At 69.1% G+C, this 23,344-nt stretch carries 24 protein-coding genes; 6 read left to right on the top strand and 18 right to left on the bottom strand.

Annotated elements, in window-relative coordinates; translation table 11 throughout:
- Window positions 1-49: 49 nt before the first annotated feature.
- The 7 genes from sucC to modD form a co-directional block, all read right to left on the bottom strand.
- Window positions 50-1,252, bottom strand: a complete 1,203-nt coding sequence (gene sucC, locus D9R14_RS02850; RefSeq protein WP_121621754.1) for an ADP-forming succinate--CoA ligase subunit beta — start codon at window positions 1,250-1,252, stop codon at window positions 50-52.
- Between the two features lie 222 nt (window positions 1,253-1,474).
- Window positions 1,475-2,440, bottom strand: coding sequence for a malate dehydrogenase (gene mdh / locus D9R14_RS02845; protein WP_121621753.1), 966 nt, complete (start codon window positions 2,438-2,440; stop codon window positions 1,475-1,477).
- 581 nt (window positions 2,441-3,021) lie between these two features.
- The gene (nifW, locus tag D9R14_RS02840) at window positions 3,022-3,360 is read right to left on the bottom strand and encodes a nitrogenase stabilizing/protective protein NifW (protein WP_121621752.1); all 339 of its coding nucleotides are present in this window, start codon (window positions 3,358-3,360) and stop codon (window positions 3,022-3,024) included.
- A 42-nt stretch (window positions 3,361-3,402) separates the two neighbouring features.
- Window positions 3,403-4,230, bottom strand: a complete 828-nt coding sequence (gene cysE / locus D9R14_RS02835; protein WP_121621751.1) for a serine O-acetyltransferase — start codon at window positions 4,228-4,230, stop codon at window positions 3,403-3,405.
- A 3-nt stretch (window positions 4,231-4,233) separates the two neighbouring features.
- On the bottom strand, window positions 4,234-5,475 hold the full coding sequence (gene nifV / locus D9R14_RS02830) for a homocitrate synthase (RefSeq protein WP_121621750.1): 1,242 nt from the start codon (window positions 5,473-5,475) through the stop codon (window positions 4,234-4,236).
- Between the two features lie 47 nt (window positions 5,476-5,522).
- A complete protein-coding gene (locus tag D9R14_RS02825; protein ID WP_121621749.1) occupies window positions 5,523-5,843 on the bottom strand; it encodes a HesB/IscA family protein in 321 nt (106 codons plus the stop codon).
- A gap of 296 nt (window positions 5,844-6,139) precedes the next feature.
- Window positions 6,140-6,982: a ModD protein gene (gene modD, locus D9R14_RS02820; protein WP_121621748.1), complete on the bottom strand. Its 843-nt coding sequence runs from the start codon at window positions 6,980-6,982 to the stop codon at window positions 6,140-6,142.
- A 334-nt stretch (window positions 6,983-7,316) separates the two neighbouring features.
- Between modD and D9R14_RS02815 the strand changes: the two genes are divergently transcribed.
- A complete protein-coding gene (locus D9R14_RS02815; protein ID WP_121621747.1) occupies window positions 7,317-7,871 on the top strand; it encodes a peroxiredoxin in 555 nt (184 codons plus the stop codon).
- A gap of 12 nt (window positions 7,872-7,883) precedes the next feature.
- Window positions 7,884-8,429 (top strand): alkylhydroperoxidase, AhpD family, encoded by a 546-nt coding sequence (gene ahpD / locus D9R14_RS02810; RefSeq protein ID WP_121621746.1) that lies wholly within the window; start codon window positions 7,884-7,886, stop codon window positions 8,427-8,429.
- Window positions 8,430-8,445: 16 nt separating this feature from the next.
- Here ahpD and D9R14_RS02805 read toward each other — a convergent pair whose 3' ends face one another.
- The 3 genes from D9R14_RS02805 to D9R14_RS02800 form a co-directional block, all read right to left on the bottom strand.
- Complete coding sequence (locus D9R14_RS02805) at window positions 8,446-9,438, bottom strand: NAD(P)-dependent oxidoreductase (protein WP_121621745.1); 993 nt, start codon at window positions 9,436-9,438, stop codon at window positions 8,446-8,448.
- A 152-nt stretch (window positions 9,439-9,590) separates the two neighbouring features.
- Window positions 9,591-9,851, bottom strand: coding sequence for a hypothetical protein (locus tag D9R14_RS22795; protein ID WP_147452933.1), 261 nt, complete (start codon window positions 9,849-9,851; stop codon window positions 9,591-9,593).
- Between the two features lie 843 nt (window positions 9,852-10,694).
- Complete coding sequence (locus D9R14_RS02800) at window positions 10,695-11,180, bottom strand: Hsp20 family protein (protein WP_121621744.1); 486 nt, start codon at window positions 11,178-11,180, stop codon at window positions 10,695-10,697.
- Window positions 11,181-11,491: 311 nt separating this feature from the next.
- On the opposite strand from D9R14_RS02800, the gene D9R14_RS02795 reads away from it, so the two are divergent.
- Window positions 11,492-11,875: a hypothetical protein gene (locus D9R14_RS02795; RefSeq protein WP_121621743.1), complete on the top strand. Its 384-nt coding sequence runs from the start codon at window positions 11,492-11,494 to the stop codon at window positions 11,873-11,875.
- A gap of 176 nt (window positions 11,876-12,051) precedes the next feature.
- Here the strand turns inward: D9R14_RS02795 and rpoN are convergent, their stop codons facing one another.
- The 5 genes from rpoN to D9R14_RS02770 all read right to left on the bottom strand — a co-directional run bounded on the left by rpoN (window position 12,052) and on the right by D9R14_RS02770 (window position 17,499).
- A complete protein-coding gene (gene rpoN / locus D9R14_RS02790) occupies window positions 12,052-13,617 on the bottom strand; it encodes an RNA polymerase factor sigma-54 (RefSeq protein ID WP_121621742.1) in 1,566 nt (521 codons plus the stop codon).
- A gap of 40 nt (window positions 13,618-13,657) precedes the next feature.
- On the bottom strand, window positions 13,658-14,749 hold the full coding sequence (gene lptB, locus D9R14_RS02785; protein WP_245420496.1) for an LPS export ABC transporter ATP-binding protein: 1,092 nt from the start codon (window positions 14,747-14,749) through the stop codon (window positions 13,658-13,660).
- A gap of 250 nt (window positions 14,750-14,999) precedes the next feature.
- Window positions 15,000-15,671 carry an LptA/OstA family protein gene (locus tag D9R14_RS02780; protein ID WP_121621812.1) on the bottom strand — a complete coding sequence of 224 codons (672 nt, stop codon included), beginning with the start codon at window positions 15,669-15,671 and terminating at the stop codon, window positions 15,000-15,002.
- Window positions 15,672-15,685: 14 nt separating this feature from the next.
- Complete coding sequence (lptC, locus tag D9R14_RS02775) at window positions 15,686-16,711, bottom strand: LPS export ABC transporter periplasmic protein LptC (protein WP_147452932.1); 1,026 nt, start codon at window positions 16,709-16,711, stop codon at window positions 15,686-15,688.
- Window positions 16,712-16,878: 167 nt separating this feature from the next.
- Window positions 16,879-17,499: a ribonuclease D gene (locus tag D9R14_RS02770; RefSeq protein WP_121621740.1), complete on the bottom strand. Its 621-nt coding sequence runs from the start codon at window positions 17,497-17,499 to the stop codon at window positions 16,879-16,881.
- A 225-nt stretch (window positions 17,500-17,724) separates the two neighbouring features.
- Between D9R14_RS02770 and D9R14_RS02765 the strand changes: the two genes are divergently transcribed.
- Window positions 17,725-18,210: a CVNH domain-containing protein gene (locus tag D9R14_RS02765; RefSeq protein ID WP_170168456.1), complete on the top strand. Its 486-nt coding sequence runs from the start codon at window positions 17,725-17,727 to the stop codon at window positions 18,208-18,210.
- A gap of 235 nt (window positions 18,211-18,445) precedes the next feature.
- Entirely contained in the window at window positions 18,446-19,528 is a 1,083-nt protein-coding gene (locus D9R14_RS02760) for a CVNH domain-containing protein (RefSeq protein ID WP_170168455.1), read from the top strand.
- Window positions 19,529-19,717: 189 nt separating this feature from the next.
- Here the strand turns inward: D9R14_RS02760 and ilvD are convergent, their stop codons facing one another.
- From ilvD to D9R14_RS02745, 3 genes are all read right to left on the bottom strand, one after another.
- Complete coding sequence (gene ilvD, locus D9R14_RS02755; RefSeq protein ID WP_121621737.1) at window positions 19,718-21,571, bottom strand: dihydroxy-acid dehydratase; 1,854 nt, start codon at window positions 21,569-21,571, stop codon at window positions 19,718-19,720.
- A gap of 92 nt (window positions 21,572-21,663) precedes the next feature.
- Window positions 21,664-22,254 carry a DUF6456 domain-containing protein gene (locus D9R14_RS02750; protein ID WP_121621736.1) on the bottom strand — a complete coding sequence of 197 codons (591 nt, stop codon included), beginning with the start codon at window positions 22,252-22,254 and terminating at the stop codon, window positions 21,664-21,666.
- Window positions 22,255-22,257: 3 nt separating this feature from the next.
- Entirely contained in the window at window positions 22,258-22,650 is a 393-nt protein-coding gene (locus D9R14_RS02745) for a helix-turn-helix domain-containing protein (RefSeq protein ID WP_121621735.1), read from the bottom strand.
- A 148-nt stretch (window positions 22,651-22,798) separates the two neighbouring features.
- Here D9R14_RS02745 and D9R14_RS22790 point away from each other — a divergent pair, with 148 nt between their 5' ends.
- Window positions 22,799-23,341 carry a hypothetical protein gene (locus D9R14_RS22790; protein ID WP_147452930.1) on the top strand — a complete coding sequence of 181 codons (543 nt, stop codon included), beginning with the start codon at window positions 22,799-22,801 and terminating at the stop codon, window positions 23,339-23,341.
- Window positions 23,342-23,344: the final 3 nt, after the last annotated feature.

Here is a 23,344-nt window from a genome sequence, read left to right as displayed (position 1 = left end):
GTGAAGCCCTGGGTGATGACCTTGGTGTCCTTGTTGATGAGCACGGACATCACGCAGCTTCCTTCTTCACGGCCGCGACGATCTTCTGCGCCGCATCGTCCAGGTCATCGGCGGGGATCACGTTGAGACCGCTCTCGCGGATGATCTTCTTGCCTTCTTCGACGTTGGTGCCTTCGAGGCGCACCACCAGCGGCACCTTGAGGCCGACCGCCTTCACCGCGGCGAGCACGCCGTTGGCGATGACGTCGCACTTCATGATGCCGCCGAAGATGTTGACCAGGATGCCCTTCACGTTCGGGTCGGCGGTGATGATCTTGAAGGCCGCCGTGACCTTCTCCTCGTTGGCGCCGCCGCCCACGTCGAGGAAGTTCGCCGGCTCCTCGCCGTAGAGCTTGATGATGTCGAGCGTCGCCATGGCGAGGCCCGCGCCGTTGACCATGCAGCCGATCGTGCCATCGAGCGCGATGTAAGCGAGGTCGTACTTCGACGCCTCGATCTCCTTCTCGTCCTCCTCCGTGAGGTCGCGCAGCTCGGCGAGCTCGGGATGACGGAACATGGCGTTGGAATCGAACGTCACCTTGGCGTCGAGCACGCGCAGCTGGGCGTCCTTGGTGACGATCAGCGGGTTGATCTCGAGCATCGCCATGTCGGTGTCGGTGAAGGCCTTGTAGAGCACCGCCACCAGCTTGCCCGCCTGCTTGGCGAGATCACCGGACAGGCCCAGGGCGTCGGCGACCTTGCGGCCGTGGAAGCCCTCGACGCCGGTGACCGGGTCGACCGAGAAGGTATGGATCTTCTCGGGGGTCGCATGGGCCACCTCCTCGATGTCCATGCCGCCTTCGGTGGACACCACGAAGGCGACGCGCGAGGTGGCGCGGTCCACCAGCAGCGAGAGGTAGAATTCCTTCTCGATGTCGGAGCCGTCCTCGATATAGAGGCGGTTGACCTGCTTGCCGGCCGGGCCGGTCTGGATGGTGACCAGCGTCTTGCCCAGCATCTGGGAGACGAACTGCTTCACCTCGTCGATGGACTTGGCGAGGCGCACGCCGCCCTTCTCGCCGGCCTCGGGCTCCTTGAACTTGCCCTTGCCGCGCCCGCCGGCGTGGATCTGGGACTTCACGACCCAGAGCGGGCCGCCCAGCTCCTTGGCGGCGGCTTCCGCCTCCTCGACCTTCAGCACCGGCACGCCGCGCGAGACCGGGGCGCCGTATTTCTTCAGGAGCGCCTTGGCCTGGTACTCGTGAATATTCATCAGCTTCGTCCCCTAAAGGGTTGCGAAGTGCCCCTTCCCCCCGAAGCGGATCGCCGTCCGGACCCATGCGGTCCGGGCGGCCATGGCCCGCCACCATCCCAACAATGAGCGCACGGGCCGCACGCCAGGGAGCGGAACATTCGTCTCCTCACCTTATCCGGAGCGGATAGCCCCGGCATGACGGCGGCACCCCTTTCGGCGTGCCGCCAATTGCATCGACGATCAGCGCCCGAGGCCGGGCGCGATCTTCAAACAGGCATCCACCAGCGTTTCCACGGCGGCGACCGATTTCTCGAACATAGCGCGCTCGGCGCGGTCGAGATCGACCTCCACCACGCGCTCGACGCCGCGCGCGCCGATCACCGCCGGCACGCCCACATAGATGTCCTTCAGCCCATACTCGCCCGACAGGTAGACCGCCGCCGGCATGAGGCGCTTCTTGTCCTTCAGGTGGCTTTCGGCCATGGCGATGGCGGCCGCCGCGGGCGCATAGAAGGCCGCCCCGGTGCGCAGAAGGGTGACGATCTCGGCGCCGCCGTCGCGCGTGCGCTCCACCATGGCGGCGAGGCGTTCCTCGCTGGTCCAGCCCATGCGCACGAGGTCGGGCACCGGGATGCCGCCGACGGTGCAGTAGCGCATCAGCGGCACCATGGCGGCCCCATGGCCGCCGAGCACGAAGGCGGTGACGTCCTCCACCGAGACGTCGAACTCCTCGGCGAGGAAATAGCGCAGCCGCGCCCCGTCGAGCACGCCGGCCATGCCCACCACCCTGTGCGGCGGCAGGCCGCTCCAGCGCTGCAGGGCCCACACCATGGCGTCGAGCGGGTTGGTGATGCAGATCACGAAGGCGTCGGGCGCATACTTGCCGATGCCGGCGCCCACCTGCTCCATCACCCGCAGGTTTATGGCCAGCAGATCGTCGCGGCTCATGCCCTGCTTGCGCGGCACGCCGGCGGTGACCATCACCACGTCGGCGCCCTCGATGGCGTCATAGCTGTTGGCGCCGAGGATGCGGGCGTCGAAGCCCTCGAGGGGGGCAAGCTCAGCGATATCCAGCGCCTTGCCCTGCGGCACGCCCTCCGCCGCGTCGAACAGCACGACGTCGCCCAGCTCCTTCAGCCCGGCAAGAAGGGCGAGCGTGCCGCCGATCTGGCCGGCCCCGATGAGGGCGATCTTGCTTCGGGCCATCCAACTGTCCTCGGGGAGGCCCCCGCACAAGAGGTCGCAGGGGCCGGCGCTTGACTACTCCCATCCGCCAGGGGGTTCAAGCCGGCCGCGCTGCACAAATAGTGGCATGCGCGCCGTTTCCAGACGGTATCGCGGCGCCGTGGGACGATTCGGTCAGGGGGATGCGGCGGGGTCGGCGCCGGTGCGGTCGCGCTCGGCGGGAACAGCCGGGGAAGCCGGACAAGAGTGGCTGGTAAATTGGTGCCGGACCCTTCGCGGTCGCGGGTTAAGGGCGGCGTTGATGAACGGGGGGCTGCGCATGCCTCTAAAAATGCATGCGAAGGCAGCACGGCTGCCCTCCGCCGCGGGGCGCGGCAGGCGGCATCCCAGTGGAGCGACACCTGCCGCCGCTCCGGTATCTCCTGCCCTCCCAGCGCAACCGCCTAACGGCGGGGCGATCAATCAAGGGGGACCCTCGCAATGCCGGATCAAACAACAGCGCGGGGAGGGCAGCCAGTCCGCCCCGACCGGACAGAAGCCGGAGCAAGGCGGGTGGGTCTCGTGGTCCTCCCACCCAGCCTGGGCCGGGCGGGGGGCGTCTTCTAGCTTCCCGTCAGCGAAGACAGGGGCACGAAGGCGGGCGTCGGCTTGGGGGCCGGCGGCCGGTTGGGATCGTTCTCGCGCAGCACCTTGAACACGCGCTCGGCGATCGGGCTGGAGGCGCAGAAATCCTCGTAGGCGCGTTCGAGATTGGTTCGGGCGGCGGTGAAGACCTCGTCCTCGCCGAGGCCCGCGAAGTCGGTCGAGACGAGGTACTGGCCCATGCGCCGCAGGATGTGCAGCCGCGCCACGTGCAGGATCTGCGGCTCGTAGGCGACGCCGAGAGTGTCGAAGAACTCCTCCGCGCTGGAGAGCGTCTGCAACCGATCGAGCACCGACATCTCAAACCTCCGAACTGAACGTCCAACCTCGCGCTGCCGCCCTCAGGCCGCAGCGTCCGCAGCCGGGCTGCGGGTGCGGTGCAAGTCGCCCTGGAGATGGGTGAGCCGCGCTTCCAGGAACTCGATCCGGTCCAGCAGCGAGACGATGGCCTCGCCCACCGGGTCCGGCATGAGGTGGTGCTCCAGGTCAATGCGCCCGTCGCCGAGCTTGCGCCGCTCGGCGAGCGCCTTCACCACCTTGCCGGGGATGCCGACCACGGTCATGTTCGGCGGAACGTCCTCGATCACCACGGAATTGGCGCCCACCCGGCAGCCGGCGCCGACGGTGATCGGACCGAGGATCTTCGCGCCCGCGCCCACCAGAACCCCGTCCTTCAGCGTCGGGTGGCGCTTGCCGGCGGTCCACGACGTCCCGCCCAGCGTGACGCCGTGATAGAGCGTGACGTCGTTGCCCACCTCGGCGGTCTCGCCGATCACCACGCCCGCGCCGTGATCGATGAAGAAGCGCCGGCCGATGGTGGCGCCGGGATGGATGTCCACATTGGTCAGGAACCGTCCGAGCCAGGACAGGAAGCGGGCCGGGAACTTGATGCCGCGCCGCCACAGCCGGCTCGCGAGCCGGTGCCAGATGATGGCGTGCACGCCGGGATAGGTGAGCACGATCTCGGCCGTGTTGCGTGCCGCCGGATCGCGCGCCTTCACGCAGGCCACGTCCTCGCGGATGAGCTGCCAAGTCGAGGGGGGCGTCGAGGGGAGTGTCGATGGGGGCGCGGAGGGGGAGGCGCCAGTCAGGGCGGCCGCGCCGGGCGGCGCCGCGAGGGCGGGCGGAGGCACCTTCGTGCCGCGCCATCTGCGGGGACCCATGATCATCGCTCAGGCTCCCATCACGGCGGCGTGGCGGCGGCGCAGCGCCTCCTCGGTGAAGCTGTCCTCGTAGAACCGGCGCAGCACCTCGGGCGAGACGCTCTGCTTGGTGCGGGTGGCGAACTCGCGCACCCGGGCGAGGATGGCGCGGCCGCGCGCCTCGTCCACCGCGAGGCCCTCGTCGGCCAGCGCCTTGGCGATCGCGGCGAGGCCCGAATGCTTGCCCAGCACCACCCGGTGGTCGCGCCCGAGCATTTGCGGGCTCAGCGCCTCGTAGGTGGCGCGATCCTTCAGCAGGCCGGAGACGTGGATGCCGGATTCGTGGGTGAACACGTCGTCGCCGACGATCGCCTTGGAGCGGGCGAGCGGCCGGCCGGAAGCCCGGGCCACCAGCTCGGCCAGCGGCCTGAGGGCGACGGGATCGATCCCGGTCTCGGCCCGCGCGGTCTGGCGCAGGGCGATCGCCACCTCCTCCAGCGCGGCATTGCCGGCACGCTCGCCGAGCCCGGTGACGGTGACCGAGCAATGGCGCGCGCCGCCCGATACCGCGGCCAGCGTGTTGGCCGTGGCGAGGCCGAGGTCGTCATGGGCGTGGAATTCGATCTCCAGGTCGGTGGCGTTGGCCACCCGCCGGACGAGGGCATAGGCCGAGAAGGGATCGAGCACGCCCAGAGTGTCGGCGAGCCGCAGGCGGAAGGCGCCGGCCTCGCGCGCGGCCTCGGCGATGCGGCACAGGAATTCCTGGTCGGCGCGCGAGGCATCCTCGCAGCCGACCGCCACCGAGAAGCCGAGCTGGCGCGCAAGGCCCACCACCCGGCGCAGCGTGCCGAGCGCCCAGTCGCGGTCGCGGCCGAGCTTGCCCTTCAGCTGCCGGTCGGAGGAGGGGATGGAGAGGTTGACCGCGGTGACGCCGGCCGCGACCGCGGCCATCAGGTCATCCTCGCTCATGCGGCACCAGGCGACCACGCGCAGCGGCAGGTTCAGCGAGGCGATGGAGCGCAGCGTCTCCACCTCCTCGTCGCCCATGGCCGGCGTGCCGGCCTCGATCTCCGGCACGCCGGCGGCAGCCAGCGCCTCGGCGATCTCGATCTTCTCCCGGCGGGAGAAGGCGACGCCCGGCGCCTGCTCGCCGTCGCGCAGGGTGGTGTCGTTGAGCAGCACCGTGCGCGTCATGCCCAGTTCGAGCGCGGTGGCGGACGGGGCGGGCCTCTGGGACCGGCCGGATGAATTCGACGGAGACTTCGCGAGCATCTTGCCCTCCCTGCCGCCTCTTGCGGCGGCGGCGACGAAGACGTGGTTCAGCTGAAGGATTTGCCGCAGCCGCACTGGTTGCTGGCGTTGGGATTCTCGAACACGAAGCCCGATGCGTGCAGCGACGTGACGAAGTCGATCCGCATGCCCTGCATCATCAATTGCGAGCGGCCGTCGATGAAGAGCTTCACGCCCTCCTGCTCCAGCACCAGGTCGTCGTCGAGCGCGGCGGCCTCCAGCTGCATGGTGTACTTGAAGCCGGCGCACCCGCCTTCCTCGACGCGGACGCGCAGCCCCTCGACCATGTCGGGCGACTGGGAGATGGCGGCCTTCACGGCCGTCGCGGCATTGTGGGTGAGGGTGATCATGGGTCTCGTCCCCAGAACGGCGATAGGTTTCTGGACGAGTACATCGCAAGCGGTGTGCCACTGTTGAAAATCAATATATCTCAAGTATTTGAATGAGATTATAGAGGTGTCGCGTTTGCGACAGGGGGCGCCGGTGCCGTCCGGTCCACCCGCCGCGTGGCGGGTTCGCGACAGGCGCGGACTGGCAGCCTCCGTAAAACCCCGTAGGCCGCAAAGCGTTGTCGGCCTTCTCTTTCCTGTATCGGTGATAATATATGTTCGGCGCCGTGCCGGCCCGGACGGACGCACGCCCGTCCTCATGCGGGGGTGATGGTCACCTTCACATCGGCGGGCTTGGCCCAGTAGGGCGCGGAGGTGACGAGCACGCGCGCGCCCGCGGCCACGTAGTCGGCGGCATTGGCGGCATTCACCCCGCCCGCCGCCGCCACCACGATGGGCTGACCGGCGGCCGCAACCAGGGCGCAGACGGCGCGGATGCCGTCCGGCGTCATCTTCTCGCACTGGAGCACGTCGGGCAGGGCCGCCAGGGCCTCCCGCGCCTCCTCCAGCGAAACAACTTCCACCACCACCTTCTTTTCCGGCACAGCGAGGCCCAGCGCGGCCACGGCGGCGGCGGGATCGGCCAGGAAGGCGCGGTGCTCGGGGAACACCAGCAGCGTCTCCGACAGCCCCAGCCGGTGGGGCAGGGCGCCGCCCGCCTTGATGGCGGCGATCATCATGCGCTTGGTGCCGGGGAAGGTCTTGCGCGTGGTCACTACCGCCACGTCGGGATCCACCGCGCGGGCCGCGTCGACGATGGCTGCGGTGGCCGTGGCGATGCCGGAGAGATACTCCACCAGGGTCTGCGCAACCTTCCAGGCGAGGAGGATCGGTCCGGCCGAGCCCTGGGCCTCCAGGATCGGCGCGCCGGCGGCGACGCGGGCGCCGGCTGCGGCCAGCACTTCGGCTCGCGCCCCCGCTTTGGCAAAGATATCGGCCGCCAGCTCCACGCCGCACAGGGTGGAGGGCGCGCGCATGGCCATGGTGAGGCGGGCGGGAGCGTCGGCAATGCCGAGCGCCTCGGTGGTCAGGTCGCCGTGGGGCGCGTCCTCGTGGAGCAACTGGTCCACCAGCGCGTCGGTCCACCATTTCGCAGCCATACCGCCGTCTCCCGTCTGCCCGGCCGTGCCGAGAGCTATATCCCTGCTGATATAGACCGGCGGCGGCAATCCGGGAATCTACCGCAGCCGCCGAATCGGAGCCGCGACACGGGCGCCGCGCCGCGCGCCGTTTGCGACACGGCGCGTCCGGCTTCGTTCACGGGGCGTCGCAAAAGCGACAGGACGGCTGCCAAATCGCACGCCCCTGCCCGGAATGACACGCATTTTCGCGCCGCTCCGGGCTGGCACGCCGCTTGCGACCTCGATTCCGATAGCGCGGCCCCGGCGCGGTTCCGCGACCGCCCTTGGTCTCCAACCCTCGGAGTGACCTCTCATGCTCGGCATCGGCAGCCCCCTTCCGGACTTCTCCATCACCGGCGTGAAGCCCGGCTTCAACCTGCACGAGGAGAACGGCGTCTCGGCCTTCGAGACCCTGACGAAAGAGAGCTTTCCCGGAAAGTGGAAGGTGATCTTCTTCTACCCGAAGGACTTCACCTTCGTCTGCCCGACCGAGATCGCCGAGTTCGCGCGCCTTTCCGGCGACTTCGCCGACCGCGACGCGGTGGTGCTGGGCGGCTCGACCGACAACGAGTTCGTCAAGCTCGCCTGGCGGCGCGACCACAAGGACCTGAACCGGCTGCCGATCTGGTCGTTCGCCGACACCAACGGCTCGCTCACCGATGGGCTGGGCGTGCGTTCGCCGGACGGGGTGGCATTCCGCTACACCTTCGTGGTGGACCCGGACAACGTGATCCAGCACGTCTACGCCACCAACCTCAATGTGGGCCGCAACCCGAAGGACACGCTCAGGGTGCTCGACGCGCTCCAGACCGACGAATTGTGCCCGTGCAACCGCGAGGTCGGCGGCGACGTGCTCAAGGTCGCCTGAGCGGAGGCCGGCATGTCCATCGACGCTCTCAAGGACCGCATTCCGCCCTTCGCCAAGGACGTGAAGCTGAACCTCTCGGCGCTCGGCCGCGAGGAGGGGCTCACCCCGCAGCAGCTCCATGGCCTCCTGGTGGCGTGCGGCATCACCACGCGCAACGCCGAAGTCGCCGGCGCGCTCGAAGCCGAGGCGGCGCCGCGCCTGTCGCCCGCCGCCATGGATGCGGCCAAGGCGGCTGCGGCCATCATGGCCATGAACAACGTCTATTACCGCTTCACGCACCTCGCCTCGAACAAGGCCTACGAGACGCTGCCGGCGAAGCTGCGCATGAGCGTGATCGGCGCGCCGGGGGTGGACAGAGCGGACTTCGAGCTGTGGTCGCTCGCGGTCTCGGCCATGAACGGCTGCGGGCGCTGTATCGACGCGCACGAGAAGGTGCTGCGCGAGGCAGGCATCCGTGAGGACCAGATCCAGGCGGCGGTACGCGTCGCCGCCGTGGTCGCCTCGGCGGCGGTGGCGCTGGAGAGCGTGCGCGACAGCCTGCCGGCCGCGGCCGAATAGGCAAGGCTGGCCGCGCTCAGGCGCGGCCGTCCGCAACGACGCAGCCCTCCGGTGGCGCCGTGCCGGTGAGCACGGCCACCACGCACTGCGCGGCGATCATGTTGCCGCGGGCCAGCGCCTCGCGGCTCGATCCGGCGGCATGGCCGGTGGCCACCACCTGCGGCAGCGCCGCCAGCGCCTCGGCGAGCGGGCGCAGCGTGGCGTCCTCCTCCGCCTCGAACACGTCGAGGCCGGCGCCGGCGAGTTGGCCGGCGGCGAGCGCCGCCTGAAGGGCCGCATCGTCCACCAGGCCGCCGCGCGCGGTGTTCACGAGGATCGCGCCGCGCTTCATGGCGGCAAGGGCGGCCGCATCGATCATGTGGCGGGTTTCGGCGGTGAGGGGGGCGTGGACCGAGACCACGTCGCTCTGCGCGAGAAGCTGCGCCAGCGGCACATGGGTGACGCCGGGCGCCGCGCCGGGAAACCGCGGCGCCGCCACCAGCACGCGGCAGTCGAAGCCGGAGAGCCGCTTGGCGACTGCCCGGGCGGTGCGGCCGAAGCCGATGAGGCCCACGGTCTTGCCGGTGAGGTCGCCACCGGCGGCGACGCGCCAGTCGCCGGCGGCGAGCGCCCCGTTGTTTTCCTTCAGCCGCCGCAGCACGGCGAGCATCAGCGCCAGCGTGTGATCGGCGACCGAGTCGTCGTTGGCGCCGGCGGTGATGGTGACGATTCGCCCCAGGTCGCGCGCGGCCACCGCGTCCACCCGGTCGTAGCCGACGCCGCGCCGGGCGATCACCTTCAGCTCGCGATGGGCCGCAAGGATCTCGCGCGTCACCGCCCGCATGCCGACGATCCAGCCGCCGACGCCCTCGAGCAGGCCGGCCAGAACGTCGTCCGGAATGCCGCTGTCGAGTGCATCCGGCGGCAGGCCGGCGGTGACGACGGCAAAGCCGCTGTCTTCCAGGAAGCGGGCGGCGTCATTGTCGAACAGGCGGGTTGTGACGAGGACCTTGGGGCGCGGATCGGGCACGGGGAGAGGCTTTCGGGCGAACGAGCGGGTGGATGCGGCCTTTACCGCGTCGCGTTCTCATCGCCCCGCGCGCGGGCAAGATCAAGGCCGCCGGACCTGCAAAGCGGAGCGCGGGAGGCGGCCCGGAACCGCGCTGCCGCCTCGCTTTCCCGTCACGGCTCTGGAAACCAGGTGAACATGTTCAATGCGTTGAAGAAGTCGTCATCGTAATATCTGAAGCTTCTGATATCCCTGTTTGGTCTTAGCCCATGCCCTTCCACATTGGACAGCGTTCCAAGCCCTATGATTTCAATCGGCGCCGTCTCAATGCACTCGGCCAGTCGTCCCCGATCAACATCATTTCCAGGGGCAAAAAATTTGACAATGTGAGTCATCGTAGGAAGAGGATCTTCCATCAGCGTGTCGTATTTCACCACGAGACGCTCTTTCGGCTGCCTGATGTCAAAAATCCATTTCTGGACGAACCGTACATACCTATTGGCATAGTATATAGAGAATTCTCTGAATGAGTCGGCGTTATCTGCGGTGGCATTATTATATACTGCCACCTCAAAATTTGAGACGACGCTGGTTATGAAGCTTCTATACTGTATCAAATATGGAACGTTGTCTGATGCAATGGAATCGAATTCGAAATCATGGTTCTTGCTTAGATGAATTCCGTTCCGTGTGCATGGTTGAGATTTGCAGCAATCTGTCGGAAGATAGTGTTCACAGTACATAAATTTCGGCCCGAAATAAGCCGACAGGACATTGGCGACCGCGTGATGGCCGCTGCGGGGCCAGCTTACCCCTGATACATAGCGGATATCCGTGACAGGATGGTCGAGCTCAGCTGAATAAACGACATTTGTTGCTTGTTTGCTTGACAATGTAGGTCGCTCTTTTAGCTCTGGGGTTGGCGGCGATGCCCCACCGAAAGATCCGGTTCTCGAACCTCTCCTTAGGTTATCAGGTCATTTATAGAGACGCTGCACGACGCGTGGCAAGCTTTCGGGGGCTCTGCCGCGATGGTCGGAGCTCGGGATCGGGGGAAGCTGATGTGGCGCGAAGCCGGGACCGGCTGAAGGACCTTGATGCCCGGACGAGCGCCATCCTCGCCCAATGCCCTCTAACAAGCGGACTCGCGACCGGAGCCTGCCAGGTCGGCAAAGTCCAAGGCGGCAGCGCCCAAAGCTGAAACGGTCAAAACGGAAATGACCCCGCCGCCACCGGCGGCGGGGCCAAACCTTGAGCGGAAATCCCCGTGTCTGGCCTCAGGCCGCCTTGGCGGCCTCCGACGGAGCGGACTCGGCCTCGATGGCCTTGGGGCCTTCGGCGGTGTTGATGGCGATGTGGCGCGGCTTCTTGGCCTCGGGAATGTTGCGCACGAGGTCCACGTGCAGCAGCCCGTTCGCGAGCACCGCGCCCTTCACCTCCACATGGTCGGCGAGCTGGAAACGCCGCTCGAAGCTGCGCGCGGCGATGCCGCGATAGAGCACCTGGGCGCTCTCGCCGTTCTGCTCGGCCTTCTTCTCGCCGCGCAGAGTGAGGGTGTTCTCCTTCACCTCGATGTCGAGGTCGGCTTCGGTGAAGCCGGCCACGGCGACGGTGATGCGATAAGCATTCTCGCCGGTGCGCTCGATGTTGTAGGGCGGGTAAGTGGGTGCGGCCTCCACACCGCTCCCGCCGTCCAGAAGCGAGAACAGGCGATCAAAACCCACGGTATTGCGATAGAGGGGAGACAGATCATAGGTGCGCATGGCATATCCTCCTTTGAAGCGACATGCGGGACCCGCATCAAGCCGGGCCCGGTAACGGCGCCGTCCCATGGACCGGCGCCGTTCCTGATCTGGGAAGCGTACCTTCGGCCGTCAAGGCCCCGCCGAACCGGTCGGTGGAGCGGGCTGCCGGCGGACACATGAACGGCACCTGAACGGGCGGGTCGGCCTTCGTTCAAGCGCGGGGCCTAGAATGACGATGCTGCGGTCACGCACATGTGCACATCGCGGCATCCGGGCGGGGGGTCTGGATCGGGCATCGGGATTCTCAGCGGATCCCGGGGAGAAGGAAGATGGTGCGAGCCGGCCATCTCATCGGTGCTGTCATGGTCGTCGCCTCCTTCGCGGGAGGATCGGACACCTCTGCCCAGCCCCCCGGCCCCGCTCTGGCCAGCATGCGGGACGTCGCTCCCATCCATCAGGTGGTGGATTTGACCCCGCCCGAGCCGTTCCGGCCCTACATGCGCCACCCCGAGGGAATCCATCCGGTGGCGCCGGACCAGGTGGCCGACAGCCTGATGCGCCGCGGCTTCAAGGACGTGAGCGTGGTGCGCCAGCGCGGCGGCGCCTACATCTGCGAGGCGACCGGCCCGCGCGGCGAGCGGGTCCGTCTGGTGGTCGATGCCCAGAGCGGTGAGATCAGCGGCATGCAGGTGATCGGCTACAAGGGCAAATGACGCGGGCTGCGACCCTGGCGCGGTGACTCACACGTCCCATCGTCATGGTCCCGCCCGACGCGGCTTGATAGCGCGTCGACGATGTGGTCGCGGCAGATGACGCCGCCGCAGATGACGCCGCCGTCCTGGGCCTCCGAACAAGCGGAAGCGCGGCGGCGGGTACCGACGCGGCGGACTCAGCCCACTTCGCGCAAGGACAGCTTCTCGCGGCGGCGCTGGACCGAGGAGGGGATGTTCATGCCCTCGCGATACTTCGCCACAGTACGGCGGGCGATGTCGATGCCGTCGTTGCGCAGCTTCTGCACCAGCGTGTCGTCGGACAAGACGTCGTCGGCGTTCTCCGCGTCGATCAGCGCCTTGATGCGGTGGCGCACCGCCTCGGCCGAGTGCGCTTCCCCGCCACCGGCCGCCGAGATGGCGGAGGAGAAGAAGAACTTCATCTCCACCACGCCGCGCGGGGTCGAGATGTATTTGTTCGAGGTGACGCGCGAGACGGTGGATTCGTGCATGCCGATGGCGTCGGCGACCGTCCGCAGGTTCAGCGGGCGCAAATGGCGCACGCCGTGCAGCAGGAAGGCGTCCTGCTGGCGCACGATCTCGCTCGCCACCTTGAGGATGGTCTGCGCCCGCTGGTCGAGGGAGCGCGTGAGCCAGCTGGCGCTCTGCAGGCACTCGGCGAGGAAGCTCTTCTCGTGCGGCGCCTTCGCCGCCTTGGCCACCACCGCGTGGTAAGACTGGTTCACCAGCACCCGCGGCAGGGTCTCCGAGTTCAGTTCGACAATCCAGGTGCCGTCCGCGCCGGGGCGCACATAGACGTCGGGGATCAGCGGGTGCACCACGCCGCCGCCGAAGGCGAGGCCGGGCTTGGGATCGAGCCTGCGGATCTCGCCGATCATGTCGGCGAGATCTTCCGCGTCCACGGCGCAGATGCGCTTCAGCGCGTTGCGGTCGTGGCGGGCGAGCAGTTCCAGGTTCGCCACCAGCGCCTGCATGGCGGGGTCGAAGCGGTCGCGCTCGCGGAGCTGGATGGCGAGGCATTCGGCGAGGTTGCGGGCGCCGACGCCGGTGGGCTCGAAGGTCTGGATGAGCCGCAGCACCGCCGCCACATCCGCGGGGCGGGCGCCCATCTGCTCGGCCACCTGGTCGAGGTCGCCGGTGAAGTAGCCCGCCTCGTCGATGAGGCCGATGAGGTGGATGCCGATCAGCTTGCGGGCGGGGTCCGGCTCCGCCACCGAGAGCTGCGCCTCCAGGTGGTCGGCGAGCGTCGCCTCGGAGGTGAGGAAGGCCTCGGGATTGTAGTCCTCGCCCCGGTCGCCGCCGCCCCCGCCGCTGCCCCAGTCGATGCTGGAGGTGGCGCCGGGCGAGGCAGCGCCCTGGGCGCGTTCGGAGGGCGCGTCGTCCGGGAACACGTTGCCGAGGTCGGTGTCGAGGCGGGTCTCCATCTCGGCACGGGAGGGCTCCTGGCCCTGCTCCATCCAGTCGCCTGAGGCGGGCGCCTCGCGCTCGGCGGTGGCCAGCTCCTCGCGCGCCTCGCGCGCCTCGGAGGTCTCCTGGCCCTCGGCGGGGGTCGGGCTCTCGTTCTCGGCCAGGCGCTCCAGCAGCGGGTTGCGCTCCAGCTCGGCCTCCACATAGGCCACCAGCTCCATGTTGGAGAGCTGCAGCAGCTTGATGGCCTGCATCAGCTGCGGCGTCATCACCAGCGACTGGGTCTGGCGGAACTCCAGCTTGGGGCTCAGCGCCATGGCGCGCCCTCCCGCAGCGGCATGCTGGAGCACGGCGTCGTCACAGCCGGAACTCCTCGCCGAGATAGAGCCGGCGCACGTCCGGGCTGGAGACGATGGCCTCCGGGTCGCCCTCCATCAGCACGGTGCCGGAATGGATGATGTAGGCGCGGTCGATCAGGCCCAGCGTCTCGCGCACATTGTGGTCGGTGATGAGCACGCCGATGCCGCGCGAGGTGAGGTGGCGCACCAGCGCCTGGATGTCGCCCACCGCGATCGGGTCGATGCCGGCGAACGGCTCGTCCAGCAGCATGAAGGACGGACGGCTCGCCAGAGCGCGGGCGATCTCGACGCGCCGCCGCTCGCCGCCCGACAGGGCGATGGAGGGCGACTTGCGTACGTGGGTGATCTTGAACTCCTCCAGCAGCGCTTCCATTTCGTCGGCGCGCTTGCGGCGGTCGGGCTCGGTGACTTCGAGCACGCCCATGATGTTGCCCTCCACCGTGAGGCCCCGGAAGATCGAGGCCTCCTGCGGCAGGTAGCCGATGCCGAGCCGGGCGCGGCGGTACATGGGCATGGGGGTGACGTCGTGGCCGTCCAGCTCGATGCGGCCGGCATCCGCCTTCACGAGGCCGGTCACCATGTAGAAGCAGGTGGTCTTGCCGGCGCCGTTGGGGCCGAGGAGGCCCACCGCTTCGCCGCGCCGCACGTTCATGGACACGTCGCGCACCACCTGGCGCCCGCCATAGGACTTGGCGAGGCCGTAGGCGGCCAGCGCGTCCTGCATGTCGGCCTCGGTGACGGGGCCGCGCCGGCCGGAATGGGTCGGCACGAGCGGCTCCTCCCAGCGCCCGTCATAGGCGCCGCCATCGGAGCGATCGTCATAGTCCTGATCGTCGTAGCCGCGCTCTTCGTAGGCGCGGTCGTCGTAGCCACGGTCATCGTAGCCGCCACGATCGTCCCGGCCATCGCCCGCCGAGGCGCGGCGATAGCGGGCATGCGGATCGGGCTGCGCCGCATCGCGGGCGGCATCGTCGTAGAGCGCCTGCTCCAGCGCCGCGAGGTCGGCATGGTCGTCCGCCGGCTGGCGCGACTTGATCGTGCTCGTCCGGCGCTTGCCGCCGCCCCTTCCGAAGATCGATAGGACGTTCAACTCTGCCTCCGGGCCCCCGCCCCCGGAGAAAAGGTTTAGCCGCTCGACGACGGGGATGCAATGCACCCTCATGCAAAAATTGGGCCGACCGTTCTGAGTGCAGTGTTCGCAGGGAGAAATGGGCCGCGGGGCGCCGCTGCCGCCGGGCGCCGTGTCGCAAAGCCGTCGCAGTCTGGTACAAATCCTGCGTCTGCGCCAGTGCGACGAAACTTCGCCCGGTTCGCGCGCAGCGTGCAGGGGCGCGGGGACCTCAGCGGCGCGGCGCCTGACCGCCCTGGGGGGCGCCCCCCTGCTGAGCGCCGCCTTGGGGAGCGGGCGCGGCGCCGGGCTTGGCGCCGCCCGGCGGCGCGTTCTCCTTGACCGAGCCGGGCACGATCAGGCTCTCCACCCGGCCGCCCTCGAACTTGGACACCCCGGTCACGAGGTCCACCACCAGCTTCTGGCCGCGGATCACGTTCGGGCCCTGGGTCAGCACCACGGGCTTGCCCACCAGGGTCACGGTGTTGTCCGCCATCATGAAGACGCCGCTGTCGCCGGTTGCGGTCTGCTCCTTGGTCTTCACGACCACGCCGCCTTTGGCCTCCAGCTTGCGGATCTGCCCCTGCTTCATGGGCGCGCCCTCCTGCGGGGCGCCCACCGAGCCGTCGTAATAGACGAACAGGTCCTTGGTGTTCATGGTGGTGTCGCCCTGCACCACCACCACGTTGCCGGAGAACACCGCGATCTTGTCCTTGTCGCGGACCTCCAGGGTGTTGGCGTTGATGCGCACCGGCTGGTCGCGGTTCTTGGCGAAGCCCTGGAGCGCGTTCGGCACGTTGTTGCCCTGCTGCGCGGCGGCGGGGGCGACGTAATCCGTGGCGAAACCGGCGGAGAGGAGCGCGGCGAGAACGACGGCGCGCGCGCGCCCTGCGGCGCGACTCATGAGGAATCCTGCCATCATCGCGGCTCGGGGCGGCGCGGCGGCAGGGGGGCGGGCGGAGGCAGGACGGAGGCTGCGCCGGCCGCCGGCGGAGCGGACGGGGCGGTGACGGAGGCCGGCAGCGACCAGTACGGCACCGGCAGCGTGCTCTCGGTGGAGGCGAAGGCGGACGACACGGCGCCCGTCACCAGCGCCCCGGCCGGCAGGCCCGGCGTGGCGGCACCAGGGGCCGGCGTCGCCGTCGCCACCGCCGCCGGCCTCGATGCGCCCTGCGCCACCGGCGCGACGGGCGCGGTCCCCTTGGCCGGCGCCGCCTTCGGCTGCGGCTTCGCCTCCGCGGTCGCGGGCGCGGCAGCGTTCTGCGCCGCCGACAGGGTGGAGGGCACGAAATCGAGCTGCACGTTGCCGACGAACAGCGCCTTGGCGCCGCGGTCCGTGACCGTGAGCGTATCGGCCACCAGCTTGGCATCCTGATAGGTGAACACCACCGGCTTCTGGGTGACGATGGTGCCGGCCTTCACGTCCACGTCCGCGTCCTTCAGCGTGCCGGCATAGCCGCCCTTCATGGCGAGGTCGACGCCGCCGCTCAGGGTGATGAACTGGCTCTTGACGTTCATGGTGCCGGTCTTGGCGACCACCGTGGTCCAGCCCTTGTCCGCCAGCTCCATGCGCGCCTCGATGTCGGTCAGGTCCACCAAGTCGGGCTTGGAGAGGTCCTGTTCGGCGGTGCGGGCATTCACGCTGTAGCCGCGCTTGTCGTCGGTGAAGCCGGAGAGCTTGGGCTCTTCCATGGTCAGGCGGGTGCCGGACAAGGTGAGGCGGCCGATGTCGAACGGCAGTTCCAGCTTCAGGTCGAGGCTGGAGAGGAAGGGGATGGCGGTCAGAACCGCCAGCGTCACGCCGAGCGAGATGGGCAGGATGCGGCGGAACCAGCGCACGCGCGTGCTGTGCCGCGCGGCCCGCTGGAAATCGGGGGCGGCGCGCGGTGCGAAGCTGGCGGCATCTCGCCGTTGAAGTTCGTGTGGCGGCACGTGTCGGTTCATGACCCTGTTCCGGGAGCCGGACCGTCGCCCGTTCCCAATCCGCCGCGCCCCACGCAGCTGAGCGGCGCGTCGCCCCACGCACCTGCCCGCAACTTGTCCGAAATGGCTCCGCCGCGCAAGTCTCGGTCGGGCGCCGGCGCACGCAAAGGTGGAAAAATGCCGCTCCGTCAGGAATGGGCGAAGATGTCTTCCTCGCCCCAGCCCGACAGATCGAGCGCCGCCCGGGCCGGCAGGAAGGCGAAGCAGGCAGCGGCGAGCCCGGCGCGGCCCTCGCGTGCCAGCATCTCCTCCAGCCGGGCCTTCACCTGGTGAAGATAGAGCACGTCGGAGGCCGCATAAGCGAGCTGGGCGTCGGAGAGGTCGTCCGCGCCCCAGTCCGAACTCTGCTGCTGCTTGGAGATCTCGACGTTCAGCAGCTCGCGCAGGAGGTCTTTGAGGCCGTGCCGGTCGGTATAGGTGCGCACCAGCCGCGAGGCGATCTTGGTGCACCACACCGGCTGCGGCATCACCCGGAACGCCTGCTGCAAGGCGGCGATGTCGAAGCGCGCGAAGTGGAACAGCTTCGTCACCGCCGGGTCGGCCAACAGGCGCGCGAGGTTCGGGGCGCTGTCCGGCCCTGCGCCCTTGGCGATCTGCACCACGTCGGCGGTGCCGTCGCCGTTGGAGAGCTGCACCACGCACAGCCGGTCGCGGAACGGATTGAGGCCCATGGTCTCGGTGTCGATGGCGACCACCGGAGCGGCGACGAAGTCCGCGGGCAGGTCACCCCGGTGCAGGCGGATGGACATAAGGGGCGGCTCCTGGAGCGCATGCGCAGCGGTTCGGGCTTTTAGCCGAGGGCGCCCCCTGTGTCGATGGCGCTACACCCGGCGCGAAACGTGGCGCGGCAGCGGCCGGCCGGCGCCTCCGATCCCCCTGCGGTGCCAAACACTTCTGGCGGGCCGCCGCGCCGTGGGATACCAATTCACTCGCGCCGGCACCCGCCGTGCCGGCCGTTCTTCCTGGGGGGATCAATGCGACTGCGCGCCATCCTGGCCGGCCTCTTCGGCCTGCTCCTCTTTACCGTCGGCGCGGTGCCCGAGGCCAGTGCCCAAAACGTGCCGCCCGGCAGCTACCTGCGCTCCTGCCGCGACGTGCGCGTCGTCGCCGGCCGCGACATCACGGCGCTGTGCGAGACGCGCCAGCCGGGCCGCTTCGAATACACCCGCCTGCCGGACTTCCGCTCCTGCTGGGGCGATATCGCCAACATCAACGGCAACCTGCGTTGCGAGCGCCGCCCCGCCCCGCCGCCGCCCGGCCCGAACGTGCGTCCCCCGCCGCCGCCGCCCGGCTCCTATCTGCGCTCGTGCCGCGGCGCCGTGGTCGGCCCGGCCGGGACGCTCTGGGCGGAATGCCGCATGATGAACGGCGTCTGGGTGCGCGCCAACGTGAACCTGAACAACTGCCGCGGTGCCCGCGACATCGCCAACATCAACGGCCGCCTCGTCTGCAACTGGTGACGCTCGGGGAGGGGGCGCTCCTGCGCCCCCTCTTCGCCCGCGGCACGCCGGCTCTTAGCCCTGCCCGCCGCCAGCACTTGCGCGACGTCGTCCTGCGCGCGAAGCGTGCATTGCGGCGCGCCCTGGCGGATGGTATCTGCCTCCCGGTTCACGCAGGGAGATCGCCATGGACGCGCGGATCATGACGGCGCGGATCGCGAGCGTACCGAACGCGTCGACAAGGATCGCGGGCCTTTTGGCTGCGATTTTCCTCTTCCTCGGCGGCGCGACCCTGCCGGCTGCGGCGCAGGTGCCGCCGGGCAGCTATCTCTATAGCTGCCGCGACGCGCAGGTGCGGTTCGGCCGCGACCTCGCCGCCTTCTGCCCCGATGCCGCCGGTGCCTGGGTGGTGACGCGCCTCAACGACTTCCCGAGCTGCCGCGGCGAGATCGTCAACCGCTCCGGCCAGCTGTGGTGCGACCGGCCGAACCCGGAGCCGCCGCCGGCACAGTCGCCCGCCGGCCCCTCCACCGAGCAGGTGATGCGCGAGATCGTCGGCACCCCGGCGCCGCCCGGCTCCTACCGCCAGAGCTGCGAGCGCATCGCGTTCGAGAACGGCGTGCTGACCGCCGCGTGCCGCACGCCTTATGGCGATCGGCGCGTCTCCTCGCTGCGCGCCGCCTCCTGCGGTCCCGGCACCGACATCGCCAATCTTGACGGCATCCTCGCCTGCCAGGCCGGCAGCTATGGCAGCTATGGTGAGCGCCCGCCGCCGGGCTCCTATGTGGCCACCTGCCGCGACATCCGCGTGGACGGCGGCTGGCTCATGGCCACCTGCCAGGACCGCTGGGGCAACTGGCGCCAGACCAGCACCACGCTGATGGGCTGCCGGGCCGGTGCCGACATCATCAACGACAACGGCACCATCGACTGCCGCGCCGCCTCCTCCGCTTTTCCCGAGGGGCGCCCGCCTTACGGCTCCTATCTCGCCACCTGCCGCAATGCGCGCGTGGGCGGCGGCTGGCTCAGCGCGGAGTGCCAGGACCGATGGGGCTCGTGGCGGCCCGCCACCATGGCGGTCTCGTCCTGCGAGCGCGGCGCCGACATCGTCAACGACAACGGGTCGCTCACCTGCCGCCGGCCGTTCAGCGGCGGCGAAACGGCCCCGCCACGCGGCTCCTACATGATGAGCTGCAAGGACATCCGCGTCACCGCCGGCTGGCTCAAGGCGAGCTGCCGCGACCGCAACGGGCGCTGGATGGATGCTACCACCGCGGTCGGCTGGTGCAGCGCCGGCCGCGACATCGCCAACGACGACGGCCGCCTGACCTGCCGGTGAAGCCTGCCACCAAAACCCCGTCAGGCTCCGGCTTGACCAGAGCATCCATGCCGCCTCCCCGCCTCCCGCCCAGCCACAGGATGGGCCCTCCGATCAAGTCGGAGGGCGACGGAGGTGGAGGGGAGCGGCCGGCAGAGGCGATGGCGGCGAGAAAGGGCGGTGCCGGAAGGCCGGCCCCGCCTTCCGTCGTCAGCGGCGCAGGGCCTTCACGTCGCGCACCGCGCCGCGGGCGGCGGATGTGGTGAGCGCCGCATAGGCCTGGAGCGCCTGGGAGACGATGCGCTTGCGGCTCTCCGGCTTCCAGGCGGCGTCGCCCTTGGCCTCCATGGCCGCGCGGCGCTCCGCCAGTTCCTCGTCCGAGATGGCGACCCGGATGGAGCGGTTCGGGATGTCGATCTCGATGATGTCGCCCTCTTCCACGAGACCGATGGCACCGCCCTCGGCCGCCTCGGGCGAGACGTGGCCGATGGACAGGCCCGAGGAGCCGCCGGAGAAGCGCCCGTCCGTGACCAAGGCGCACTTCTTCCCGAGGCCCTTCGACTTCAGGTAGGACGTGGGATAGAGCATCTCCTGCATGCCCGGCCCGCCGCGCGGTCCCTCGTAGCGGATCAGCACGATGTCGCCCGGCAGGATGCGCTGGGTGGAGAGGATCGCCTCCACCGCCGCGTCCTGGCTCTCGAAGATGCGCGCCGGCCCCTTGAAGACGAGGATGCTCTCGTCCACGCCCGCGGTCTTCACGATGCAGCCGTCCAGCGCGATGTTGCCGTAGAGCACGGCGAGGCCGCCATCCTTGGAATAAGCGTGCTCGACATTGCGGATGACGCCGGCGGCGCGGTCGAGGTCTAGGTCGTCCCAGCGGCGCGACTGGCTGAACGCCACCTGGGTCGGCACGCCGCCGGGGGCGGCACGGAAGAAGGTGCCGACGCTCTCGCTCTTGGTGCGCGTCACGTCCCAGCGGTCCAGCGCTTCGGCCATGGTCGGCGCGTGCACGGTGGGCAGATCGGTATGGATCAGGCCGCCGCGATCCAGCTCGCCGAGGATGGCCATGATGCCGCCGGCGCGGTGCACGTCCTCCATGTGGATGTTGGCCACGGCGGGCGCGACCTTGCACAGCACCGGCACGCGGCGCGAGAGGCGGTCGATGTCGGCCATGGTGAAGGGCACCTCGCCCTCATTGGCGGCGGCGAGCAGATGCAGCACCGTGTTGGTGGAGCCGCCCATGGAGATGTCGAGCGTCATGGCGTTCTCGAACGCCTTGAACGAGGCGATGGCGCGCGGCAGCACGCTGGCGTCGTCCTGCTCGTAATAGCGGCGGGCGAGGTCGACGATGAGGTGGCCGGCCTCCACGAACAGCCGCTCGCGGTCGGCATGGGTGGCGAGCACCGAGCCGTTGCCGGGCAGCGCGAGGCCGAGCGCCTCGGTGAGGCAGTTCATGGAATTGGCGGTGAACATGCCGGAGCACGAGCCGCAGGTGGGGCAGGCCGAGCGCTCCATCACCTGCACGTCGGCGTCGGAGACCTTCTCGTCAGCCGCCGCGATCATGGCGTCGATCAGGTCCACCTTCTTCTCGCCGGTGGAGAGGATGACCTTGCCGGCCTCCATGGGCCCGCCCGAGACGAACACGGCCGGGATGTTGAGCCGCATGGCGGCCATCAGCATGCCGGGGGTGATCTTGTCGCAATTGGAGATGCAGACCATGGCGTCGGCGCAGTGCGCGTTGACCATGTATTCCACGCTGTCGGCGATGATCTCGCGCGACGGCAGCGAATAGAGCATGCCGTCATGGCCCATGGCGATGCCGTCATCCACCGCGATGGTGTTGAACTCCTTCGCGACGCCGCCCGCCTTCTCGATCTCGCGCGCCACCAGCTGGCCGAGGTCCTTCAAGTGGACATGGCCCGGCACGAACTGGGTGAAGGAATTCACCACGGCGATGATCGGCTTGCCGAAATCGCCGTCCTTCATTCCGGTCGCGCGCCACAGGCCGCGGGCGCCGGCCATGTTGCGGCCGTGGGTGGACGTGCGGGAACGATACTGGGGCATATCCTCGTCGCCTCGATAGGGCGCGGCTTCAGCCGGCGCGATGTTCTTGAAGCCGCCGTTCTACCGGGGAATGGCGGCGAAGTTAAATCATTTCAAAGGGAGCCGGTGCCGCCGTCGTCAGGGGTGGGCTCTGCATCCGGCTCCGGTCCCTGCGCTCGGGGCGCGCGCCAGGCGCGCACGGCGGCGCGCGCGCGGCCGGTGGCGCGCGTCTCAAGGCCGTAGTGGCGCGCGAGGCGGTCGAGGCCGAGCCCGAGCACCACCTTGGCGGTGCGCGCGGGCCAGGCGCGCTCGCGCTCCACCTGCTCCAGGCCCTTGAGGAAGCAGCACACATCCAGCAGCACGCCGGACAGTTCCGGCCCCACGGCGGCGAGCGCGAGGTTGAGGCGCGCCTTGGCGGCAAGCACCATGTCCGGGAAGGCCTCCGGCGCGCTGCCGCGCACGCCGGAGGCGTCCCAGCGCGTGGTGATCGCGGGCGTGAGCCCGGCGCGGGTGAAGTCGGCGCGCAGGCGCTCGCCGGCGAGCAACTGGGCGGAGTCCACCATGGCCCGTCCGGCCTTGTCGGTGCGGCGCGCGAGCCAGTCGAGCGGGCTCTCGGCCCGCGCCTCGGCGGCGGGCGCGGGTGCAGCGCGCGGACGGCCGCGGCGGGTGGGCGCGGCGGGAGCGGGCGCGGAAGGGCCGGCCACCGCTCAGCCTCCCGCCGCCCAGCGCGCGCAGGCCTCGAGCCGCGCGACCTCCACGTCGAACGGGCCGTCCCTGAGGTCTTCGATGCGCCGGCAGGCATAGGCCACGGTGGTGCGGTCGCGGCGGAAGGCGCGGGCGACGTCCGCCAGGGCGACGCCGAAGCCCACATGGGCCAGATACATGGCGAGCTGGCGTGCGCTCGCGGCCGGCGCCGAGGCGCGCCGGCGCGCCAGGATCTCGTCCACGGAGACGCCTGTCGCGGCGCACACCATCGCCGCGGCGAGCCGGCAGGGAACGAGCGCGTGACGGGAGGCGGGAGCCGGCGCGGCGGGGGGCGAGTGTCCGGCCAGGGCATATTCCGAACGCCCCTCGGGGCGGGCCGAGTCGGTCAGGAGCATCGCGACCTCTTGGTGTAGGTTTGAATTCCCAATTATATACGTGACAAAGCAGGCGCGATGAGCGACATTGATTCCCGACAGGCCGGCGCTAACAGCGGCGCCTCCGGGAGGCTATGCAAGGAGCCGCGCGGCGCGGTAATCTGGTTGTATGACTGGGGTGCAGTCCGCTGAAATTGAAGAGGTTGATGCCTATCTGGCCGAATTGAAGCGGCTTGATGGGCCGCCGCCCGTTTGGAGGCCATCAACCTTTTCAGGTGAATATGATGCCCAATGGGCTATCTATGACTCGTTAGGCATTCAGCGTTCGCACTTGCGCTTCCGGGTCGGGCAGATGCGCCAATACCCAAGTATATCCCTGATTTTTAAAGGGAATAGTATTTGGAGGTTCGACATTTGCCCTCCCAACGAGTGCAAAACCAACCCACAAGACGCCGGAAGGAAGTGTGGGCTACCTTTTGAGGTTTGTGGTTCACATTGTCATTCTTGGGACGACAACCGCGCCTATATTCAGCGTGTAGGGTGGGGCTCAATGCCATATCGTCGGCCGACGTCGCCCCAAATGAGGCGCCTTTCTCAGGCACTGCCTTGGTTCTGCGACGCGGTCGGTATCACGTTGGATCATTTTCAGCGCGATTTTGACGTGCCTCAGGCCGCTCATTTGTTCGAGATAGATAATGGCAGCGTGCAGTGACAT

It is taken from the genome of Xanthobacter tagetidis (assembly GCF_003667445.1).
GTDB classification, from domain to species: Bacteria; Pseudomonadota; Alphaproteobacteria; order Rhizobiales; family Xanthobacteraceae; genus Xanthobacter; species Xanthobacter tagetidis.
The sequence above is the reverse complement of the archived record's forward strand: the minus strand, read 5'-3'. Positions and strand labels throughout refer to the sequence as shown.

Bases quoted from the DNA above. Each gene is read 5' to 3' on its own strand.
- sucC (WP_121621754.1), bottom strand. From the start codon at position 1,252: ATGAATATTCACGAGTACCAGGCCAAGGCGCTCCTGAAGAAATACGGC.
- mdh (WP_121621753.1), bottom strand. From the start codon at position 2,440: ATGGCCCGAAGCAAGATCGCCCTCATCGGGGCCGGCCAGATCGGCGGC.
- nifW (WP_121621752.1), bottom strand. From the start codon at position 3,360: ATGTCGGTGCTCGATCGGTTGCAGACGCTCTCCAGCGCGGAGGAGTTC.
- cysE (WP_121621751.1), bottom strand. From the start codon at position 4,230: ATGATCATGGGTCCCCGCAGATGGCGCGGCACGAAGGTGCCTCCGCCC.
- nifV (WP_121621750.1), bottom strand. From the start codon at position 5,475: ATGCTCGCGAAGTCTCCGTCGAATTCATCCGGCCGGTCCCAGAGGCCC.
- D9R14_RS02825 (WP_121621749.1), bottom strand. From the start codon at position 5,843: ATGATCACCCTCACCCACAATGCCGCGACGGCCGTGAAGGCCGCCATC.
- modD (WP_121621748.1), bottom strand. From the start codon at position 6,982: ATGGCTGCGAAATGGTGGACCGACGCGCTGGTGGACCAGTTGCTCCAC.
- D9R14_RS02815 (WP_121621747.1), top strand. From the start codon at position 7,317: ATGCTCGGCATCGGCAGCCCCCTTCCGGACTTCTCCATCACCGGCGTG.
- ahpD (WP_121621746.1), top strand. From the start codon at position 7,884: ATGTCCATCGACGCTCTCAAGGACCGCATTCCGCCCTTCGCCAAGGAC.
- D9R14_RS02800 (WP_121621744.1), bottom strand. From the start codon at position 11,180: ATGCGCACCTATGATCTGTCTCCCCTCTATCGCAATACCGTGGGTTTT.
- D9R14_RS02795 (WP_121621743.1), top strand. From the start codon at position 11,492: ATGGTGCGAGCCGGCCATCTCATCGGTGCTGTCATGGTCGTCGCCTCC.
- rpoN (WP_121621742.1), bottom strand. From the start codon at position 13,617: ATGGCGCTGAGCCCCAAGCTGGAGTTCCGCCAGACCCAGTCGCTGGTG.
- D9R14_RS02780 (WP_121621812.1), bottom strand. From the start codon at position 15,671: ATGAGTCGCGCCGCAGGGCGCGCGCGCGCCGTCGTTCTCGCCGCGCTC.
- lptC (WP_147452932.1), bottom strand. From the start codon at position 16,711: ATGAACCGACACGTGCCGCCACACGAACTTCAACGGCGAGATGCCGCC.
- D9R14_RS02770 (WP_121621740.1), bottom strand. From the start codon at position 17,499: ATGTCCATCCGCCTGCACCGGGGTGACCTGCCCGCGGACTTCGTCGCC.
- D9R14_RS02765 (WP_170168456.1), top strand. From the start codon at position 17,725: ATGCGACTGCGCGCCATCCTGGCCGGCCTCTTCGGCCTGCTCCTCTTT.
- ilvD (WP_121621737.1), bottom strand. From the start codon at position 21,571: ATGCCCCAGTATCGTTCCCGCACGTCCACCCACGGCCGCAACATGGCC.
- D9R14_RS02745 (WP_121621735.1), bottom strand. From the start codon at position 22,650: ATGCTCCTGACCGACTCGGCCCGCCCCGAGGGGCGTTCGGAATATGCC.
- D9R14_RS22790 (WP_147452930.1), top strand. From the start codon at position 22,799: ATGACTGGGGTGCAGTCCGCTGAAATTGAAGAGGTTGATGCCTATCTG.